Here is a 20,528-nt window from a genome sequence, read left to right as displayed (position 1 = left end):
CGATTCATCGCCGCGATTCATTGCCACGATTCACCGCCGCGATTCACTACGATTCGCCGCGCTCCAGGCCAGCGCCGTCGTCCGGCGACGCCACGGCCCGACGCGCGCGATAGCGCCGCTTAGCGGTCGGCTTCGGCGCTCATCACGTGCGCCTGGCCGAGTTCGTGCACGCTTTCCAGATAGCGCTGCGCGTCGAGCGCGGCCATGCAGCCCGTGCCCGCGCTCGTGATGGCCTGGCGATACACGTGGTCCTGCACATCGCCGGCCGCGAACACGCCCGGCACGCTCGTGCCCGTGGCATTGCCGCTCAGGCCGCCGTTCGTGATGATGTAGCCGTTCTTCATCGTCAGCTGGCCTTCGAAGATGTCGGTGTTCGGCTTGTGGCCGATCGCGACGAACAGGCCCTGCAGGTCGATGTCGGTGGTCGTGCCCGTTTCCGTGCTCTTGATGCGCAGGCCGTTCACGCCGCCTTCGTTGCCCTTCACTTCGTCGAGCACGTGGTTCCACTTGATCTCGACCACGCCTTCCTTCTCTTTTTCCAGCAGACGGTCGATGAGGATCGGCTCGGCGCGGAACTTGTCGCGGCGGTGGATCACCGTGACCTTCTTCGCGATGCCCGAGAGGTACAGCGCTTCTTCCACGGCCGTGTTGCCGCCGCCCACCACGGCCACGTGCTGGTTGCGATAGAAGAAGCCGTCGCAGGTGGCGCACGCCGACACGCCGCGGCCCATGTACAGCTCTTCGCTCGGCAGGCCGAGGTATTGCGCCGAAGCGCCGGTCGCGATGATCAGCGAATCGCAGGTGTACTCGCCCGAGTCGCCGATCAGGCGAATGGGCTTTTCTTCGAGCTTGGCCGTGTGAATGTGATCGAACACGATTTCCGTGTTGAAGCGTTCAGCGTGCTCGAGGAAACGCTGCATGAGTTCGGGGCCTTGCACGCCATTCGGGTCCGCGGGCCAGTTTTCCACGTCGGTGGTGGTCATGAGCTGGCCGCCCTGCGCCAGACCGGTGACGAGCAGCGGCGAAAGGTTCGCGCGCGCCGCGTAGACGGCCGCCGTGTAACCGGCGGGGCCGGAACCGAGAATCAGGACTTTGGCGTGTTTGGTAGCGGGCATGATCGATTTCCGTAGAAAGACTGCGTGCGCCGGTTGCGGCGCGATGTTCCGTCGCCCGGCGCCGCCGTGGGGCGCGCTTGGGGCATAAGCCTCGGGCACACGGAGGTAATTGGGCATCAGCCCGCAATTATAAAGGGCGGGGGGATTCGCTGCCCGATGAGGCTTTTTCATCGTCCCGATAGCGTAGGCGTTCCGGCCGATACCCCGCGCGCTCAAGCCCGGCGGGGCGCGCGGGCCGGCGTTGTCAGTTACCGTCATTTACAGCGCGGGACCGCCGGGGCCTAAACAACGCGTTTACAATAGGCCGCAGACGGATCGACGCACACACGCTCGAATACACGGCTGCCGGCCCGCACGAAGGCGGCAGCGCCGGGCTTCGCGGCGCCTTCGGGCGGAGCGCGAACCGGCAAAACGCACAAGATTCAGCCCAGAGTTCAATGGCCAAAGCTCCTTTTTCCGCGCAGGCGCAGGCATTGCCGCATCGCATGTCGCGCCTTTTCACCGAAATCCGCTGGATTTTGCAGGTCGCGCTCGGCGTGTTCCTGCTGATGGCGCTCATCAGCTACAGCCGCCACGATCCGAGCTGGACGCACGCCGCGCAGGTCGATCACATCGCCAACTGGGCGGGCCGCGTGGGCGCGCGCATCGCCGACATCCTGCTGCTGCTGTTCGGTCTTTCCGCGTACTGGTGGGTCGTGCTGCTCGGGCGCTTCATTTCGGCGAACTACCGGCGCATCACGCATCGCGAGACCGCTGCCGAGGACGACGAAGACAAGCCGCGCGACATCACCTGGATCGCCGAGGCCTTCGCGTTCGCGCTCGTGCTGCTCTCGTGCTGCGGCATCGAGGCGCTGCGCATGTGGTCGCTCAAGGTCCAGTTGCCCGCCGACCCGGGCGGCGTGGTCGGCTCGGCGGTCGCGCGCGGCGTGTCGCACGCGCTCGGCTTCACGGGCGGCACGCTCGCCATGCTGCTCGCGCTCGCGATCGGCCTGTCGCTGTACTTCCGTTTCTCGTGGCTCACCGTCGCCGAAAAAGTCGGCGAATCGATCATCAACGCCGTGACCATGGCCAAGCTGCGCCGCGAGGCCGGCCGCGACCGCAAGCTCGGCGAGGCCGCCGCGGTCAAGCGCGAAGGCAAGGTCGAGCGCGGCCGCGTGAAGATCGAGGAACACGAGCCGGTCACGATCGTGCCGCCCGTGGTCACGCCGCAGCGCTCCGAGCGCGTGGAGAAAGAGCGCCAGGTGCCGCTCTTCACGGATCTGCCGGGCGACTCCACGCTGCCCGCGATCTCGCTGCTCGACCCCGCGCCCGCGACCCAGGAAACCATCTCCGACGACACGCTCGAATTTACCTCGCGTCTCATCGAGAAAAAGCTCAAGGACTTCGGCGTGGACGTGGCCGTGGTGGCCGCGTATCCGGGCCCGGTTGTCACGCGTTACGAGATCGAGCCCGCCACCGGCGTGAAGGGCAGCCAGATCGTCAACCTCGCCAAGGATCTCGCGCGTTCGCTCTCGCTCGTGTCGATTCGCGTGGTGGAAACGATCCCGGGCAAGAATTTCATGGCGCTCGAACTGCCGAACCAGCGCCGCCAGACCGTGAGGCTTTCGGAAATTCTCGGCTCGGCGGTCTATGCCGACGCGCCTTCGGCGCTCACCATGGGGCTCGGCAAGGACATCGGCGGCAAACCGGTGTGCGCCGATCTCGCGAAAATGCCGCACTTGCTGGTGGCCGGCACGACCGGTTCGGGCAAGTCGGTCGGCATCAACGCCATGATCCTCTCGCTGCTCTACAAGGCGAGCGCGGAACAGGTGCGCATGATCCTGATCGACCCGAAGATGCTCGAAATGAGCGTCTACGAAGGCATTCCGCATCTGCTGTGTCCGGTCGTGACCGACATGCGCCAGGCCGGCAACGCGCTGAACTGGACCGTGGCGGAAATGGAGCGCCGCTACAAGCTCATGAGCAAGCTGGGTGTGCGCAATCTCGCGGGCTTCAACAACAAGATCGAGGAAGCGAACAAGCGCGAGGAGAAGATCCCGAACCCGTTCAGCCTCACGCCCGACGACCCCGAACCGCTCTCGAAGCTGCCGAACATCGTCGTGGTGATCGACGAACTCGCCGACCTGATGATGGTGGTCGGCAAGAAGGTCGAAGAGCTGATCGCGCGCATCGCGCAGAAGGCGCGCGCGGCCGGCATTCACCTGATTCTCGCCACGCAGCGGCCGTCCGTCGACGTCATCACGGGTCTCATCAAGGCCAACGTGCCCACGCGCATGGCGTTCCAGGTGTCGTCGAAGATCGACTCGCGCACGATTCTCGACCAGATGGGCGCGGAGTCGCTGCTCGGCATGGGCGACATGCTCTATCTGCCGCCGGGTTCGGGTCTGCCGGTGCGCGTGCACGGCGCGTTCGTCTCCGACGAGGAAGTGCACCGCGTGGTGGACAAGCTCAAGGAGCAGGGCGAGCCGAACTATATCGAGGGCCTGCTTGAAGGCGGCGTGGCGGGCGAGGGCGACGAAGGCACGGCAAGTGCTTCGGGTACCGGCGACGAGTCCGATCCGCTCTACGATCAGGCCGTCGAAGTGGTCATCAAGAACAAGCGCGCGTCGATCTCGCTCGTGCAGCGGCATCTGCGCATCGGGTATAACCGTGCTGCGCGGCTGCTGGAGCAGATGGAGCAGTCGGGGCTGGTTTCGGCGATGTCGTCGAGCGGCAACCGCGAGATCCTCGTGCCCACGCGCGACAGCGAGTAAGCACGGCGAATCACCCGCGCCCCAGAATTTCCCTCTTGGAGAACGATAGATGCAGTTTTCGGCTGGACTTCCGACCCGCTTCGAGCGCTTCGCGCGCCGTGCCCTGTTCGCGGTGGCGGGCGCGTCGGTATTGATGGTCTCGCAGGCGTACGCGAGCGGCACCGACCAACTGAAGCAGTTCGTCTCGCAGGTTCACGCCGCGCGCGGCAGCTTCGTGCAACGCGAACTCAAGCCGCAATCGAACGCGAAGAACGCGAGCGACGCGGTCGCCACGGCCACGCTCAATTCCAAGGTGTCGAGCGGCACGTTCGTGTTCGCGCGGCCCGGCAAGTTCGTGTGGTCGTACGAGAAGCCGTATCAGCAGGTGCTGCAGTCTGACGGCGACAATCTCTACGTGTACGACAAGGACCTGAACCAGGTGACCGAGCGCAAGCTCGGCGGCGCGCTCGGCGCGAGCCCGGCCGCGATCCTGTTCGGCAGCAACGACCTCGACAAGAACTTCACGCTCTCCGACGCGGGCGTGAAGAACGGCATCGACTGGCTCGAACTGGTTCCGAAGGCGCGCGACACGCAGTTCAAGAGCGTGGGCATCGGCTTCAAGGACGGCAATCTGCAGGCCATGGAACTGCACGACGTGTTCGGCAACGTGACGCTGCTCACGTTCTCCAACATCGAGAAGAACCCGTCGCTGCCGGCCACCACGTTCAAGTTCGTGCGGCCCAAGGGCGCCGATCTGATCACGGGCGGCGGCAACTAAGGCGCTGGCATCGCGCTGCTATCGAGCTTCGCGGCAAGCCTTGCCGCAAGCCAAACGGGCGGTCTCTTCCGGGAGCCGCCCGTTTTTTATTACGCCGATGCGAGGTGCGCCCGATTCACCGCGGAGGCACGCGGCTCAAGGCGCGAAACGAATCACGCCGTTGGCGTCCGTCGAACGCTGGAGCTTGCCCGCGAGCCACAGCAAATGCAGATGCGCGAGCGCCTCACCCATCGCGAACGTCATCTGGTGGATGTCGAGCTGGCGCTTGAACATGAGCGGCACGATGTCGGCGGCGCTTTGCGGCGCGCGCTCGCAGGCCTCCATGACTTCGGCCACGCGCGCGTCGTGGTGCGCGCGCAGTTGCGCGATACGCGTGCGCACGCCGCGAAACGGCTTGCCGTGCGAGGGCAGCACGAGCGTGGCTTCGGGCAGCGTTTCGTAGCGGCCGAGCGAGTGCAGATACAGGCCGAGCGGATTGCCTTCGGGCTCCATGTCGAACACGGACACATTGGTCGAGATGCGCGGCAGCACCATGTCGCCCGAGATCAGCGTGTCGATTTCGGCGCTGTAGAGCGCGCAGTGTTCCGGCGAATGGCCGTAGCCGGTGATGACCTGCCAGTCGCGCCCGCCGATCCGCACCGTGTCCGCCTCGCGCAACCGGCGGTATTGCGGCGGCAGCGCCGGCACGAGCTTGCTGTAGTAATCGCGGCGATTGCGCAGCTTGTCGAGCGCGGCTTCGTCGGCGAGACCGTGACGCGCGAAGTGGCGCGCCGCGCCTTCGCCGCCCGCGTTCGAGCCGTCGCCGGACGCCATCACGCGCGCCTGCATGTACTCGCCGTGCGTGGTCCAGAGGCGCACGTCCCAGCGCTGCTTCTCGCCGCCCGCGCAGATCCAGTGCGCGAGGCCGATGTGGTCGGGATGACAATGCGTGACGATCACGCGCAGCACCGGCAGGCCTTCGAGCTGGCCGTCGAATACGTCTTCCCAGCGCGCCTTGATGGTGTCGTCGGTGATGCCGCAGTCGATCACGGTCCAGCCCGGCTGGCCGTCGATCTCGTCGCGCAGCAGCCACAGATTGATGTGGTCGAGCACGAACGGCAGCGGCATGCGCAGCCATTTCACGCCCGGCGCGACTTCGAAAACGTGACCGGGTTCGGGGAGCGTGTCGGCGAAGGGATAGTCGAGCTGGTGTTCGAGTGCGTTCATTGCGGGCGTCTTCTCGTGGTCTCGGGTTCTGGGTGGACGGTCTTTGCCATGGGGGCGGCATCGTCGGGCGTCCCGGGGCGAGCCGGGTTGCGAAACGCTCAGGTTGACGATAACGTAAACGTCGATTCTATCGCCGCTCGCGCCATCGTGCCGGCGACGTCCCACACGCTTCATCGCCCGACCATGACGACCCAGTACACGATCACCGAGCTTGCCCGCGAATTCGACGTGACGCCGCGCGCGATCCGCTTTTACGAAGATCAGGGCTTGCTTGCACCGAGCCGCGAGGGCGCGAGCGGGTTGCGGCGCGTGTTTTCGGGGCGCGATCGCACGCGGCTGAAGCTCACGCTGCGCGGCAAGCGCCTCGGCTTCACGCTCTCGGAAATCCGCACGCTGCTCGATCTCTACGAATCGCCCACCGACACGCTGCCGCAGCTTCAGGCGTTTCTCGACACGGTCGTGCATCACCGCGAGATTCTCGAACGCCAGCGCGCCGACCTCGACGCGACACTCGAAGACCTCGCGCAGTACGAAGCGCAGGCGCGCACGCTGCTCGACCGGACCACGGCGGGCGCGAAGCCATAGGAAACCGCGCGCGCTGCCATAAGCCGCCGCGCGCCGCCGCAGACGCGGTATCGACATCCCATTCGAGACATCCATCGAAGGAGAGACACCATGAGTGAGACAGCACGCAAACAGGAACAGGATCAGGACGCCGTCGTGATCGTCGCGGCGGCACGTACGCCGATGGCCGGTTTTCAGGGCGATTTCGCCTCGCTCACGGCGCCCGAACTGGGCGCGGCCGCGATCGCCGCGGCGGTCGAGCGCGCGGGCCTGAAGCCGGAGCAGATCGACGAAGTGGTGATGGGCTGCGTGCTGCCCGCGGGGCAGGGCCAGGCGCCCGCGCGTCAGGCGGCGCTGGGCGCGGGCTTGCCGCTCGCGGCGGGCGCGACCACCGTCAACAAGATGTGCGGCTCCGGCATGCGCGCGGCCATGTTCGCGCACGACATGCTGCGCGCCGGTTCCGTCGACGTGATCGTGGCGGGCGGCATGGAAAGCATGTCGAATGCGCCGTATCTGCTGCCCAAGGCGCGCGCGGGCATGCGCATGGGCCATGGCCAGGTGCTCGACCACATGTTCCTCGACGGCCTCGAAGACGCCTACGACAAAGGCCGTCTGATGGGCACGTTCGCCGAGGAATGCGCGGGCGAATACGACTTCTCGCGCGAGCGCCAGGACGCGTTCGCGATCGAATCGCTCGAGCGCGCGAAACGCGCCAACGAAGATGGCTCGTTCGGCTGGGAAATCGCGCCGGTGAAGGTCACGTCGCGCGCGGGGGAAACCACCATCGAGCGCGACGAGCAACCGTTCAAGGCCAGGCCCGACAAGATCCCCACGCTCAAGCCGGCGTTCAGCAAAACCGGCACGGTCACGGCCGCGAATTCGTCGTCGATTTCGGATGGCGCGGCGGCGCTCGTGATGATGCGCGAATCCACGGCCAAACGTCTGGGCGTCACGCCGCTCGCGCGCGTGACCGGCCATGCGACTTTCGCGCAGGAGCCGTCGAAGTTCACCACGGCGCCCGTCGGCGCGATCGCGAAGCTGTTCGGGAAAACCGGCTGGGAGGCGGGCGATGTCGACCTCTTCGAGATCAACGAGGCCTTCGCCGTGGTCACGATGGCCGCGATGAAAGCGCACGATCTGCCGCACGACAAGGTCAACGTGAACGGCGGCGCGTGCGCGCTCGGGCATCCCATCGGCGCCTCCGGCGCGCGCATTCTCGTCACGCTGATCGGCGCGTTGCGCGCGCGCGGCGGCAAGCGCGGCGTGGCGACGCTGTGCATCGGCGGGGGCGAGGCCACGGCGATGGGCGTCGAACTGCTGTAGGCTTGCGCCTGAACGTGCGCCGCAGGGAGGCGGCGCACGGCAAGACCGCACGCGGCGCCATGGCACGGAAGTTCGCGCATGGCCACGAGCCGCGGCAAGCAAACAAGGTGGCGAGATGAAAACAGCGTTGATCGTGGGAGCCTCGCGCGGGCTCGGTATCGAATTCGTGCATCAATACCGGAAGTCGGGCTGGCGCGTGCTGGCCACGGCGCGTTCGCCCGAAGCGCTCGACGCGCTGCGCGACGCGGGCGCGCAACCGTTCGCGCTCGACATCACGCGGCCGGAAGAGATCGCGGCGCTCGGCTGGAAGCTCGACGGCGAGCGTATCGACGTGGCGCTCATCAATTCGGGCGTGTACGGCCCGCGCACCGAAGGCGTCGAAACCGTCACGGCGGAAGACTTCGATCACGTCATGAGCACCAACGTGCGCGGCCCGATGCAACTGATTCCCACGGTGCTGCCGCTCGTGGAAGCGGCGCATGGCGTGCTGGCGGTGATGTCGAGCCGCATGGGCAGCATCTCGATGACCACCGGCACGACGGGCTGGCTCTATCGCGCGAGCAAGGCCGCGCTCAACGACGTGCTCAAGGTGACCGCGCTGCAAACGCGCCGCGCCACCTGCGTCTCGCTGCATCCGGGCTGGGTGCGCACAGATATGGGCGGCTCGCACGCGGCCATCGACGTGGCGGCGAGCGTGGCCGGCATGCGCGAGGTGCTCGCCGAGGCCGCCGCCGCGCGCGACGTGTTCAACGGCCGCTTCTTCCAGTACGACGGCACCGAACTGGACTGGTAAGGCGGGGCGCCGTTGCGCTACGCTGTGCGCCTTCTCGTTTCTATCCGAATGCAATGAACGCCGATACCCCGCGCGCCGCCCGGCCCGCCGATTGTCCCTGCGGCGGCGCCGCGCCGAATCTCAAGGCGAACGGGAAACCGCCGCGCTATGCGGCATGTTGCGGCCGCTTTATCGACGATCACGCCGTGCCCGCCAGCGCGCTCGAACTCATGCGCTCGCGCTACACGGCGTATGTGCTCGGCGACGTGGCGTACCTGCGTGCGACGTGGGCGCCGCAAACCTGTCCCGCCGACCTCGAGGTCGACCCCGCCGCACCCGATGCGCCGCGCTGGCTCGGTCTCGCCGTCAAACGCCACGAACAGACGGACGAGACGCACGCGATCGTCGAATTCGTCGCGCGCTACAAAACCGGCGGCCGCGCGTTTCGTCTGCATGAAACGAGTCGTTTCACACGCGAAAGCGACGGCCGCTGGCGTTATGTCGAAGGCGATGTCGATTCGCGCTGAAACGGCGCGGGATTTTATTTGACGCGGCAAATAAACGACCGTATTAAATCCGCTTATTACCGATTATTCAACGTTCGAAAACCGTGCAGAACAGCGCCTCTTTAAGAGGCACGCTTGCACCAGAACCGCCTCTGTTGGCCGCACGCGACGCCTGATTTCGCGACCTTTTTAATCTTTTTCGCCTTTCCCGTCGCTTACTGTTTTGCCGATGCGCCGCGCAGCAAGGCTTGCGCGGCGTTGGCACGCGTTATGCCGGGTAACCCCTGAATTGCACAACAATTATTTGTCGTGCGAGTATCGAATCACGGTGTTCGTTCCAGCACGTAAGCGCGTAGTGAAAAGCTTTTTCACGCAGCGTCTAAAGCGGGTTGCGAGCGAAGGCTGGCGGCGGGTCTGATCGACAGGAACTGCGCCGCGCAAGTATTCCGGTCGGTTTTACTTCCCCCGAGACGGGTCATGTGCCAGCGCCTGGCTTTCGAGCCATGCGCCACGGTGATTCGTTGTGCGTGCAACGGATTCGACCGGCGGCAAGTCAGATTCTCGGCAGGTTTTTTTGCAGGTGGTGTTGCGCATGGCGTTCAGGAAGCTTCTTACCGGATGGGTCGTAGCCGGCACCACGTGCCTGGTTTCGGTGGCTCACGCTGCGCCGCTGGCCGAGTCGGCCGCCAGGGGCGCTACGGCCGCGGCCAATGCCAATGCGCAAGCTGCCCAGTCGCGTGACACCGCGCGCGCCGCGCTCGCGGGCGGCCCGCTCGGCAACGCCAACGTGCCGCGCATCGCGCTCGACGACGCCTATCTCCCGGCCGTGCGCGCCGATCTCAACGAGCAGGTGATCCGCGTTCCCGTCGACGCATCGGGCGACGTCACGCTCGAAACCACGATCTATCGCCCGGACGGCCCCGGCCCGTTCCCCATGGTCGTGTTCAATCACGGCAAGATTCCCGGCGACCCGCGCCTGCAAACGCGCAGCGACCCGCTGTCGTTCGCGCGCGAATTCGTGCGCCGCGGCTACGTGGTCGTGGCACCCAACCGCCAGGGCTTCGCCGATTCCGGCGGCACTTATCAGCAGGACGGCTGCGACGTGGCGAGCAACGGTCTCGGCCAGGCGTCGGATGTGGCGGCGACGGTCGCGTACATGTCGAAGCAGTCGTACGTGGACCCCAACCAGATCGTCGTGGCGGGCACCTCGCACGGCGGCCTCGCGACCATGGCCTACGGCACCGAAGCCGCCAAGGGCGTGCGCGCGCTCATCAACTTCTCGGGTGGCCTGCGCCAGGACGCCTGCACAGGCTGGCAGGGCAATCTGACGCAAGCGTTCGGCGCATACGGCGGCAAGGCTCGCGTGGCCTCGCTCTGGCTCTACGGCGACAACGACTCGGTGTGGTCGCGCGATCTCGTCACGAAAATGTTCGCGGCTTACGAGGGCGCGCAAGGCGGCGAGGACCGTCCGGCAGCGGTTGCCAAGCTCGTCGACTTCGGTTCGTACAAGAACGACGCGCATCGTCTGGTCGGCGACCGTGACGGCGTGAAGATCTGGTGGCCCACGGTCGAAGCGTTCCTCGCCTCGGCGGGCCTGCCCACGGCGGTGCAGTATCGCGTGAACACGCCCGCCGCGCCGCACGGCACGGGCTACGCCTCGATCGATTCGGTCGGCGCCGTGCCGTTCCTCGATCAGGCCGGCCGCGACGGCTACCGCAACTTCCTCAAGCAGTACTCGAGCCGCGCGTTCGCGGTGTCCGACTCGGGCGCCTGGTCGTGGGCCGAAGGCGGCGACAACCCGATGAACGTCGCCATCTCGAACTGCGAAAAGCACAGCTCGGACCCGTGCCGCCTCTACGCGGTGAACGAAACGGTGGTCTGGAATGACGACACGGCCGCCACCACGGCGCAAAACGGCGCGAACGGCGGCAAGGACGCCGCGCCCGCCGCCACGGCATCGACGGACAACAACGCCGCCGACAACTCGCACTCGCTGGCCAGCCGTTAAGTTCGCGCGGCTTGACCCACACGTTTCCTGACCCGGGCGGCTCCTTCGCGAGCCGCCCGGCGTTTTTGCGTCCGGCTTTTTCCGTCGATGGCGCGGCTCCGGCGCGTTCGGCCATCGTCCAGCCGCGCCTCGGCCGGGCGCCAACGCGCGCCAAAATTCTCGCCCGCGTTACCCGCCCCGCGCCGTTTTCCGCCGCGCCGCAGATTTTTTTGCATAAGGCGGGTTCACTTTGTCGTCGCTATCTCCGGGCATTTCCGGCCTTTTCGATATAACAGCCGAAAGCGGCGCCGAACCCCGCGCAACCCCGCGCCGGCAGGGCTTTGGCGCTGTTTTCCGGGGTAGTGCAATGCGGCGGCGAACGCGCTAATCTCGGCCCGCTGTTGTTTCCGGAGCCGTACTTGAATCTGCACCCGAATTCCGCCCCCGGCGACGCGCACGACTGGATCGCTCGCAGCCTGCGCGCCGTGTGGCACCCCTGCACCCAGATGAAGCACCACGAGCGCGTGCCGCTCGTGGCCGTCGCGCGCGGCGAAGGCCCGTGGCTCTACGACCGCGAAGGCCGCCGTTATCTCGACGCGATCAGCTCGTGGTGGGTCAATCTGTTCGGCCACGCCAATCCGTCGATCAACGCCGCGCTCAAGGCGCAGCTCGACACGCTCGAACACGTGATGCTCGCGGGCTGCACGCACGAGCCCGCCGTCGAGCTGGCCGAGCGGCTGGCCGCGCGCACGAACCACACGCTCGGCCATGCGTTCTTCGCGTCCGATGGCGCTTCGGCGGTCGAGATCGCGTTGAAGATGAGCTTTCACGCGTGGCGCAATCGCGGCGAGACCGGCAAGCGCGAGTTCGTCTGCCTCGCCAACAGCTATCACGGCGAGACCATCGGCGCGCTCGGCGTGACCGACGTGAAGCTGTTTCGGGATGCTTACGATCCGCTGCTGCATCACGCGCACGTGGTCGCTTCGCCCGACGCGCGCCTCGCGCAGCCCGGCGAAACCGCGGCCGACGTGGCGGCGCGCGCGCTCGCCGACGTCGAGCGCCTGTTCGCCGAGCGCGACGGGCGCATTGCCGCGCTGATCGTCGAGCCGCTCGTGCAATGCGCGGCCGGCATGGCGATGCACGATCCCGCGTATCTGCAAGGCCTGCGCGCGCTCTGCGACCGTCACCGCGTGCATCTGATCGCCGACGAGATCGCCGTGGGCTGCGGGCGCACCGGCACGTTCTTCGCGTGCGAGCAGGCGGGCATCTGGCCGGATCTGCTCACGCTTTCGAAGGGCATCAGCGGCGGGTATCTGCCGCTCTCGATCGTGCTGTCGAGCGACGACATCTACGGCGCGTTCTACGACGACGACACCACGCGCGGCTTCCTGCACTCGCACTCGTACACGGGCAATCCGCTCGCGTGCCGCGCGGCGCTCGCGACGCTCGACCTGATCGAGCGCGACGACGTGCTCGCCGCGAACGCGCGCAAATCGGCGCAATTGCGCGCGGCGTTCGCGCCGCTCGAAGCGCATCCGCTCGTGCGCGACCTGCGCCAGTGCGGCACGATCCTCGCGTTCGACGTGGCGCTCGCCGACCCGCGGCGCGCTGCCACGTTCTCGCGCCGCTTCTTCGAACACGCGTTGCAGCGCGAACTGCTGCTGCGCCCGATCGGCACGACCGTCTACGTCATGCCGCCTTACATTCTGGACGCCGAAACGCAAGCGCTGCTTGCCGCGCGCACGCGCGACACCTTCGACGCCACCGTTGCGGAGGACCTGTGATGACGCTGCTTGATACGCTCGAACGAGGCCTGCGCGAGATCGACGCGCGCGGTTTGCGCCGCCGCCGCCGCACCGCCGACACGCCGTGCAGCGCGCACATGCAGGTGGACGGCCGCGCGACGATCGGTTTCGCGAGCAACGACTATCTCGGCCTCGCCGCGCATCCGCAGCTCGTGGCCGCGCTCGCCGAAGGCGCGCAGCGTTACGGCGCGGGCAGCGGCGGTTCGCACCTGCTGGGCGGTCATTCGCGCGCGCACGCGCAACTCGAGGACGATCTCGCCGCATTCGCGGGCACCTTCGTCGACGCGCCGCGCGCGCTGTACTTCAGCACCGGTTACATGGCGAATCTCGCCGTGCTCACCGCGCTCGCGGATCGCGGCACGACGATCTTTTCCGATTCGCTCAATCACGCCTCGCTGATCGACGGCGCGCGGCTCTCGCGGGCGCAGATCGAGATTTATCCGCATGCCGATGTCGATGCGCTGGCGGCGCGGCTCGAAGCCTCGGACGCGCCGGCCAAGCTCATCGTGAGCGACACGGTGTTCAGCATGGACGGCGACGTCGCGCCGCTCGCGCGTCTGCTCGGACTCGCGGAACGTCATGGCGCGTGGCTCGTGCTCGACGACGCGCACGGCTTCGGCGTGCTCGGCCCGCAAGGGCGCGGCGCGCTCGCGCACGCGGCGCTGCGCTCGAAACACCTCGTGCTGGTCGGCACGCTCGGCAAGGCGGCGGGTGTGTCGGGCGCGTTCGTCTGCGCGCACGAGACCGTGATCGAATGGCTCGTGCAGCGCGCGCGTCCGTACATCTTCACCACGGCGTCCTCGCCGGCGGTCGCGCATGCTGTGTCCGCGAGCCTGCGTTTGATCGCGGGCGAAGAGGGCGACGCGCGCCGCGCGCATCTCACGCGGCTCATCGCGCGCACGCGCGCGTTGCTCGCGCAAACCCGCTGGCAGCCCGTGGATTCGCACACGGCCGTGCAGCCGCTCGTGATCGGCGCGAACGACGCGACGCTCGCGCTGCAGGCGGCGCTCGAACGCGACGGCCTGTGGGTGCCCGCCATTCGTCCGCCAACGGTGCCCGAAGGCACCTCGCGTTTGCGCATTTCGCTTTCGGCCGCGCATTCGGAAGCCGATCTCGACCAGCTCGACGCCGCGTTCCAGCGCGCGAGCCTCGAGGCGCGGGAGTGTGCCGCATGACGCGCAACGCAACGCTTTCGCTCTTCGTCACCGGCACCGATACCGAGATCGGCAAGACCTTCGTGAGCGCGGCGCTGTTGCGCGGCCTCGCGCGCGCGGGCCTGCGCGCGACGGCGCTCAAGCCGATCGCCGCGGGCGCCTACGAGCGCGACGGCGTCTGGCACAACGAAGACGCCGATCAACTCGACGCCGCCGCGAGCGTGCTGCTGCCGCCCGAAATTCGCACGCCGTTTCTGCTGAAGGAACCGGCCGCGCCGCATATCGCCGCCGCGCTCGAAGGCGTGACGCTCGACATGGCGCGCATCGTCGCTTGCCATCGCGAGGCGTGCACGCGCGCCGACACGGTGGTGGTGGAAGGCGTGGGCGGGTTTCGCGTGCCGCTCACGCAGGAACACGACACGGCCGATCTCGCCGTGGCGCTCGGGCTGCCCGTGGTGCTCGTGGTGGGCATGCGGCTCGGCTGCATCAGCCATGCGCTGCTCACGGCCGAGGCGATCGCCGCGCGCGGCCTGCCGCTCGCGGGCTGGGTCGCGAACCGTATCGACCCGGCCATGACGTTCCCCGACGAAAACATCGAGGCGCTGCGCGAACGTCTCGCCGCGCAATACGGCGCGCCACTGCTCGGCGTGGTCCCGAATCTGCGCGATGCTTCGCTGGCGTCCGGCACGCTCGCCGACCAGGCCGCGGCGCATCTGAATATCGACGTCTTGCTCGCACGCCTCGCCGACCCGGCCGCGCGCGGCAACGCGTCCTGACGCTAAACAGTCAAAACGTCCCGAAGGATCACGACAACATGACGCAAACCCACATCGACCTCACTTCGCTCAAGTCCACCGCGCCGAGCGCGCAGGCCGCGGCCGAAGCCGCCGCGCGCTGGAAAGTCGCCGACGTCGCCGCGCTCTACGAGCTGCCGTTCAACGACCTGATTTTCCGCGCGCAGCAAGTGCATCGCGAGCACTTCGACGCGAACGCCGTGCAGCTTTCCACGCTGCTCTCGATCAAGACGGGCGGCTGCGAGGAAGACTGCGCGTACTGCCCGCAGTCGTCGCACTACGAAACCGAACTCGAAGCCGGCAAGCTGATGGCCGTGGACGCCGTGCTGGACGCCGCACGCGCGGCCAAGTCCAACGGCGCGACGCGCTTCTGCATGGGCGCGGCGTGGCGCAATCCGAAGGATCGTCACCTCGAGCCGATCAAGGACATGATTCGCGGCGTGAAGGCCATGGGCCTCGAAACCTGCGTGACGCTGGGCATGCTCGAAGATCACCAGGCGAAGGCGCTCGCCGACGCGGGCCTCGACTACTACAACCACAATCTCGATACCTCGCCGGAGTACTACGGCAAGATCATCACCACGCGCACTTACGAAGATCGTCTGGAAACGCTCGAGCGCGTGCGCGACGCGGGCATCAACGTGTGCTGCGGCGGTATCGTCGGCATGGGCGAGTCGCGTCGCGAACGCGCGGGCCTGATCGCGCAGCTCGCGAACATGGAGCCGTACCCGGAGTCGGTGCCCATCAACAATCTCGTGCAGGTGAGCGGCACGCCGCTCGACGGCACCGAGCCGCTCGATCCGTTCGAATTCGTGCGCACGATCGCCGTGGCGCGCATCACCATGCCGAAGGCGATGGTGCGTCTTTCGGCGGGCCGCGAGCAGATGGACGACGCGCTCCAGGCGCTGTGCTTCATGGCGGGCGCGAACTCGATTTTCTACGGCGACCAGCTGCTCACGACGAGCAACCCGCAAGCCGAAGCCGACCGCAAGCTGCTGCAGCGTCTGGGCATCAGCGCGCAGGCCGCGCAGCATCTGCCCGCCGACGAACATGGCCACGATCACGCGCATCACGGTCACTCGCACGGCGGTTGCGGCCACCGCGAGTAAGGTCCGTTTCGCGCTGACTCGCGTGCTGGATCGGCGCTGAAAACGAAAACGCCACGCTAACGAAGCGTGGCGTTTTTTTATTGCGTCGATGCCAACGCGGAAGACCGCGCGCGTTACGCGTAGGCCGCGCGGCGGCGCCCCGCGAGCACGAGGTAACACACCGCGCCCACGACGAGCGCGGGCAGCGTGGCGCCGAGATTCGGCAGCCATTGATTGAGCGCGTGATAGGCGCCGATGCCGAGCGCCCAGGCGATGAACGCGCTCACGTGCCAGCCGCCCGAATAGCCGTAGACGCCGTTGAGATCGGCGAGCGCCTTCGCTTCGATGCGGCGGCGGCGCACGATGAAGTGATCGGCGAGCACCACGCCGAACAGCGGCGCGAACACCGAGCCAATGAAGAGCAGGAAGTTTTCGTACTTCGCCATCGGCACGACGAGGCCGATCAGCGTGCAGAGCGCGCCGAACGCGGCCGAAAGCCAGGGCACGCTGCCGCGCGACCAGAACGTGCCGGTCGAAACGGCGGCCGAGTGGATGTCGGCGAAGGCGTTGTCGATTTCGTCGATCAGCACGAGCAGCAGCGCGAAGCCGCCGCCCGCCTGCGCGAGCGCCGTGGTGAGCAGCGCGTCGCCGCCGCCCGCCGCGAGGCCGTAGATCGCGCCGAGCGCGTAGAACCACAGGTTCGCGATGCCGTAGCCGAGCAGCGTGCCGCGGAAGGTTTCGCCCGCCTTGCGGCCGAAGCGCGTGTAATCGGCGATCAGCGGCAGCCACGAAAGCGGCATCGCCACGACGAGGTCGATGGCGCTGCCGAACGGCATCTCGCCCGTGCCCGGACGGCGCATGAGCGCGCCGATGTCGTGCTGCGCGAGCAGCGCGTAGGTGAGCCACGCCGCGCCGGCGAGCAGCAGCCAGATGCCCCACGTGCGCAGGAAGCGCCGCACGAACGAGAGCGGGCCGCTGATGGCGAGCAGGGTGGCGAGCACGCCGAAGATCACGGTCCAGACGAGCGGCATTGAGAGGCCGAACGACTGCTTCGCGAGCGCGTCGGCGGAATCGCGCATCACGATGATCTCGAACGAGCCCCAGCCCACCAGTTGCACCATGTTGATGACGGCCGGAATGGACGCGCCGCGCACGCCGAGCGTCGGGCGCAGCGACGACATGGCGGCCAGGCCCGTGTCCGTGCCGATCACGCCCGCGAGCGCGAGCAGCACGACGCCGATCACGCTGCCGATGCCGATCGCCCAGAGCGCGTGCGGCAGCGAGAGGCCCGGCACGAGCAGCGCGCCCGCCTGCGCGACCAGCAGGCCGATGCCGAGCGAGAACCAGAGCGCGAAGGCGTCGCCGGTGCGGAACTGGCGGCGCGCGTCCGGTACCGGCAGGTTCGGCGCGTAGGCCGACGCTTCGCTGGCGCTCGCGCCGGAGGTGGAGTCTTGAGTCATCTGGAACGCTTTCCCTGAAGTTGCTGTGATGTTGTGGGTTCCGGCGGCGTCGGCGTGGATCGCGCCGCGTCTCGCGTGGCGGCGGGCGCTGTCATAATGCTCGACTGCATCCGGCGCGCCCGGGCAACGGGCGGGGTATCGACGTGATCGATGCTGCCCCGATTCCCCGCGCGCTGCCGTCAAGCCGTCATTATCGCGAAAACGTCATGTTTGAAGAAACCCGTGCCAACGTCCCGCTCGCCGAGCGGCTGCGCCCGCGCTCCATCGACGAGGTCATCGGCCAGAAGCATCTGCTCGGGCCCAACAAGCCGCTGCGCGTGGCGTTCGAGTCCGGCGAAGCGCATTCGATGATCCTCTGGGGCCCGCCCGGCGTGGGCAAGACCACGCTCGCGCGCCTCATGGCCGACGCGTTCCACGCGCAGTTCATCGCGCTTTCGGCGGTGCTTTCGGGCGTGAAGGACATTCGCGAGGCGGTCGAGCAGGCGCAACTGCATCGCGCGCACGGCCACCAGACGCTGGTGTTCGTCGACGAGGTGCATCGCTTCAACAAGAGCCAGCAGGACGCGTTCTTGCCGCACGTGGAGTCGGGGTTGTTCGTGTTCGTCGGCGCGACCACCGAAAATCCGTCGTTCGAGGTGAACAGCGCATTGCTGTCGCGGGCGGCCGTCTACGTGCTCAGGAGCCTCGACGAGGAAGAGCAGGGCGAACTGCTCGCGCGCGCCAGCGCGGAGCTCGGCGGCCTCACGTTCACCGACGAAGCGAAGAAGGCGCTGATCGGTTCCGCCGACGGCGACGGCCGCAAGCTGCTGAACAATCTGGAGATCGTCGCGCGCGCGGCCGCGCAGCAGAAGAAAACGGAGATCGACGGCGAACTGCTCGGCAGCGCGCTCGCCGAAAACCTGCGCCGTTTCGACAAGGGCGGCGACGCGTTCTACGACCAGATCAGCGCGCTGCACAAGTCGGTGCGCGGCAGCAACCCGGACGGCGCGCTCTACTGGTTCTGCCGCATGCTCGACGGCGGCGCGGACCCGCGCTACCTCGCGCGGCGCATCGTGCGCATGGCGTGGGAGGACATCGGTCTGGCCGATCCGCGCGCGGCGCGCATGACGCTCGACGCCGCCGAGACCTACGAGCGCCTCGGCTCGCCCGAAGGCGAACTCGCGCTCGCGCAGGCCGTGATCTATCTCGCGGTGGCGCCCAAGTCGAACGCGGGCTACAACGCGTATAACGCGGCGCGCAGCTTCGTCGGCAAGGACCAGTCGCGCGCGGTGCCCATTCATTTGCGCAACGCGCCCACCAAGCTGATGAAGGAACTCGGCTACGGCCACGACTACCGTTACGCGCACGACGAACCCGACGCCTACGCGGCCGGCGAGACCTATCTGCCCGACGGCATGCGCGAGCCGCACTGGTATCGGCCCACGCCGCGCGGGCTCGAAGGCAAGATCGGCGAAAAGCTCGCGCGCCTCGCGGACCTCGACGCGCAGTGGCGCGAGGAACATCGCGACGAAATCGCCGAGGAAGCGCGCAACCGCAAGCGCCGGGGCTAAAGCGGCGGGGCGCGGTATCGCCGCGCCGGTGCGCTAAAATCGCCTCTTCACACAACGAAACTGCGTCTCACAATCCCATGCTCGACATCCAGCTGCTGCGCAAAGACCTCGACGGCGTCGCGAAGCGCCTCGCCGACCGCGGCTACACCCTCGACGTCGCGGCTTTTTCCGCGCTCGAAGCGGAACGCCGCGCCATCCAGACTCGCACCGAAGACTTGCAGGCGCGCCGCAACAGCCTGTCGAAGCAGATTGGCGCGATGAAAGGCCGGGGCGAGGACACCTCGGCGGTCATGGCCGAAGTGGGCGGTATCGGCGACGAAATGAAGGCGTCGCAGGTCACGCTCGACGAGATCCAGTCGAAGTTGTCCGATCTGCTGCTCGGCGTGCCGAACCTGCCGCACGAGAGCGTGCCCGCGGGCAAGGACGAAAAGGACAACGTGGAAGTGCGCCGCTGGGGCACGCCGCGCACGTTCGACTTCGCGGTGAAGGATCACGTGGACGTGGGCACGCCGCTCGGGCTCGACTTCGAGACCGGCGCGAAGCTCTCGGGCGCGCGTTTCACGATGCTGCGCGGCCAGATCGCGCGCCTGCACCGCGCGCTCGCGCAGTTCATGATCGACACGCACACGCTCAAGCACGGCTACACGGAAACGTACACGCCCTACATCGTCAATCCGGAAATCCTGTACGGCACGGGCCAGTTGCCCAAGTTCGCCGACGACATGTTCCGCGTGGAGAAGGGCGGCGACGAGAACACGGTCACGCAGTATCTGATCTCCACCTCGGAAATTTCGCTCACGAACACGGTGCGCGAGAGCATCGTCGAAGGCGACGCGCTGCCGATCAAGCTCACGGCGCATTCGCCGTGCTTCCGCTCGGAAGCGGGTTCGTACGGCCGCGACACGCGCGGCCTGATCCGTCAGCATCAGTTCGACAAGGTCGAAATGGTGCAGATCGTGGCGCCGGAAACGTCGTACGACGCGCTCGAGCAAATGGTCGTGCACGCGGAAGCCATCCTGCAAAAGCTCGGCCTGCCGTATCGCGTCATCACGCTGTGCACGGGCGACATGGGCTTCTCGGCCACCAAGACCTACGACCTCGAAGTCTGGCTGCCGGCGCAGGACACGTATCGCGAAATTTCGAGCTGCTCGAATACCGAGGCGTTCCAGGCGCGACGCATGCAGGCGCGCTACCGCAACGCGCAGGGCAAGCCGGAACTCGTGCACACGCTCAACGGTTCGGGTCTCGCCGTGGGCCGTACGCTCGTGGCGGTGCTGGAGAATTATCAGGAGGCGGACGGCTCGGTCACGGTGCCGGAAGTGCTGCGTCCGTACATGGGCGGTGTGGCGCGGCTCGAAGCGTCGGCTTAAGTGGGCAAATAAGCGGGTGAATGAGCGGCGCACGGAACCGCGTGTGCCAGCTGTCTGCTGAATCCGCCGAAAGTGCCTCAAAACCGGCCCGCAAATTTCTTCGCCGATTTTGCACACGAGGGCTTGCAAAAGCCTAAAAGTGTTCTATAATCTTCGCTTCTCTGGTCGCCGACCAAGACCTGAGAAGCAGTAAAAATGCAGGACGCCGGAGAGGTGGCAGAGTGGTCGAATGTACCTGACTCGAAATCAGGCGTACGGTAACCCCGTACCGTGGGTTCGAATCCCACCCTCTCCGCCAAATTCAGAAAACCCCGCAAGTCGAAA

Annotated in this window: 16 protein-coding genes and 1 tRNA gene; 14 read left to right on the top strand and 3 right to left on the bottom strand. The window is 67.1% G+C overall.

Translation table 11 applies throughout. The features are described 5' to 3' along the window. Window positions 1-119: 119 nt before the first annotated feature. Entirely contained in the window at window positions 120-1,115 is a 996-nt protein-coding gene (trxB, locus tag FAZ98_RS10215; protein WP_158951103.1) for a thioredoxin-disulfide reductase, read from the bottom strand. A 437-nt stretch (window positions 1,116-1,552) separates the two neighbouring features. On the opposite strand from trxB, the gene FAZ98_RS10210 reads away from it, so the two are divergent. Both FAZ98_RS10210 and lolA read left to right on the top strand, forming a co-directional pair. Further along, window positions 1,553-3,868 (top strand): DNA translocase FtsK, encoded by a 2,316-nt coding sequence (locus FAZ98_RS10210; RefSeq protein WP_158951102.1) that lies wholly within the window; start codon window positions 1,553-1,555, stop codon window positions 3,866-3,868. A gap of 49 nt (window positions 3,869-3,917) precedes the next feature. Further along, window positions 3,918-4,625 (top strand): outer membrane lipoprotein chaperone LolA, encoded by a 708-nt coding sequence (gene lolA / locus FAZ98_RS10205; RefSeq protein ID WP_158951101.1) that lies wholly within the window; start codon window positions 3,918-3,920, stop codon window positions 4,623-4,625. Between the two features lie 135 nt (window positions 4,626-4,760). Here the strand turns inward: lolA and FAZ98_RS10200 are convergent, their stop codons facing one another. After that, window positions 4,761-5,831 (bottom strand): MBL fold metallo-hydrolase, encoded by a 1,071-nt coding sequence (locus FAZ98_RS10200; protein WP_158951100.1) that lies wholly within the window; start codon window positions 5,829-5,831, stop codon window positions 4,761-4,763. A 183-nt stretch (window positions 5,832-6,014) separates the two neighbouring features. Here FAZ98_RS10200 and FAZ98_RS10195 point away from each other — a divergent pair, with 183 nt between their 5' ends. From FAZ98_RS10195 to bioB, 9 genes are all read left to right on the top strand, one after another. After that, window positions 6,015-6,416: a MerR family transcriptional regulator gene (locus tag FAZ98_RS10195; RefSeq protein WP_158951099.1), complete on the top strand. Its 402-nt coding sequence runs from the start codon at window positions 6,015-6,017 to the stop codon at window positions 6,414-6,416. Window positions 6,417-6,506: 90 nt separating this feature from the next. Next, the gene (locus FAZ98_RS10190; protein WP_158951098.1) at window positions 6,507-7,718 is read left to right on the top strand and encodes an acetyl-CoA C-acetyltransferase; all 1,212 of its coding nucleotides are present in this window, start codon (window positions 6,507-6,509) and stop codon (window positions 7,716-7,718) included. 115 nt (window positions 7,719-7,833) lie between these two features. After that, window positions 7,834-8,511 (top strand): SDR family oxidoreductase, encoded by a 678-nt coding sequence (locus FAZ98_RS10185; protein WP_158951097.1) that lies wholly within the window; start codon window positions 7,834-7,836, stop codon window positions 8,509-8,511. Window positions 8,512-8,564: 53 nt separating this feature from the next. Beyond that, the gene (locus FAZ98_RS10180; protein WP_158951096.1) at window positions 8,565-9,017 is read left to right on the top strand and encodes a YchJ family protein; all 453 of its coding nucleotides are present in this window, start codon (window positions 8,565-8,567) and stop codon (window positions 9,015-9,017) included. 571 nt (window positions 9,018-9,588) lie between these two features. After that, window positions 9,589-11,004: a dienelactone hydrolase family protein gene (locus FAZ98_RS10175; protein WP_158951095.1), complete on the top strand. Its 1,416-nt coding sequence runs from the start codon at window positions 9,589-9,591 to the stop codon at window positions 11,002-11,004. Between the two features lie 404 nt (window positions 11,005-11,408). Further along, window positions 11,409-12,767 (top strand): adenosylmethionine--8-amino-7-oxononanoate transaminase, encoded by a 1,359-nt coding sequence (gene bioA / locus FAZ98_RS10170; protein WP_158951943.1) that lies wholly within the window; start codon window positions 11,409-11,411, stop codon window positions 12,765-12,767. Next, window positions 12,767-13,963 (top strand): 8-amino-7-oxononanoate synthase, encoded by a 1,197-nt coding sequence (gene bioF, locus FAZ98_RS10165; RefSeq protein WP_158951094.1) that lies wholly within the window; start codon window positions 12,767-12,769, stop codon window positions 13,961-13,963. The genes bioA and bioF overlap by 1 nt, the downstream gene beginning before the upstream one ends. Then, window positions 13,960-14,718, top strand: coding sequence for a dethiobiotin synthase (gene bioD, locus FAZ98_RS10160; RefSeq protein WP_158951093.1), 759 nt, complete (start codon window positions 13,960-13,962; stop codon window positions 14,716-14,718). Before bioF ends, bioD begins: the two co-directional genes overlap by 4 nt. 38 nt (window positions 14,719-14,756) lie before the next feature. Continuing rightward, on the top strand, window positions 14,757-15,845 hold the full coding sequence (bioB, locus tag FAZ98_RS10155; RefSeq protein ID WP_158951092.1) for a biotin synthase BioB: 1,089 nt from the start codon (window positions 14,757-14,759) through the stop codon (window positions 15,843-15,845). Window positions 15,846-15,958: 113 nt separating this feature from the next. On the opposite strand, the gene cytX is transcribed toward bioB, so the two are convergent. Then, the gene (cytX, locus tag FAZ98_RS10150; protein ID WP_158951091.1) at window positions 15,959-17,284 is read right to left on the bottom strand and encodes a putative hydroxymethylpyrimidine transporter CytX; all 1,326 of its coding nucleotides are present in this window, start codon (window positions 17,282-17,284) and stop codon (window positions 15,959-15,961) included. 206 nt (window positions 17,285-17,490) lie between these two features. Here cytX and FAZ98_RS10145 point away from each other — a divergent pair, with 206 nt between their 5' ends. The 3 genes from FAZ98_RS10145 (at window position 17,491) to FAZ98_RS10135 (ending at window position 20,502) form a co-directional block, all read left to right on the top strand. Continuing rightward, window positions 17,491-18,834: a replication-associated recombination protein A gene (locus tag FAZ98_RS10145; protein ID WP_158951090.1), complete on the top strand. Its 1,344-nt coding sequence runs from the start codon at window positions 17,491-17,493 to the stop codon at window positions 18,832-18,834. Window positions 18,835-18,911: 77 nt separating this feature from the next. Further along, window positions 18,912-20,204, top strand: coding sequence for a serine--tRNA ligase (gene serS, locus FAZ98_RS10140; protein WP_158951089.1), 1,293 nt, complete (start codon window positions 18,912-18,914; stop codon window positions 20,202-20,204). 207 nt (window positions 20,205-20,411) lie between these two features. Continuing rightward, window positions 20,412-20,502, top strand: a tRNA-Ser gene (locus FAZ98_RS10135). The last annotated feature ends 26 nt before the right edge of the window (window positions 20,503-20,528 follow it).

Origin of the sequence: Paraburkholderia acidisoli (assembly GCF_009789675.1) — a bacterium.
Taxonomy (GTDB): Bacteria; Pseudomonadota; Gammaproteobacteria; order Burkholderiales; family Burkholderiaceae; genus Paraburkholderia; species Paraburkholderia acidisoli.
This window is presented reverse-complemented; position numbering and strand designations above follow the sequence as displayed.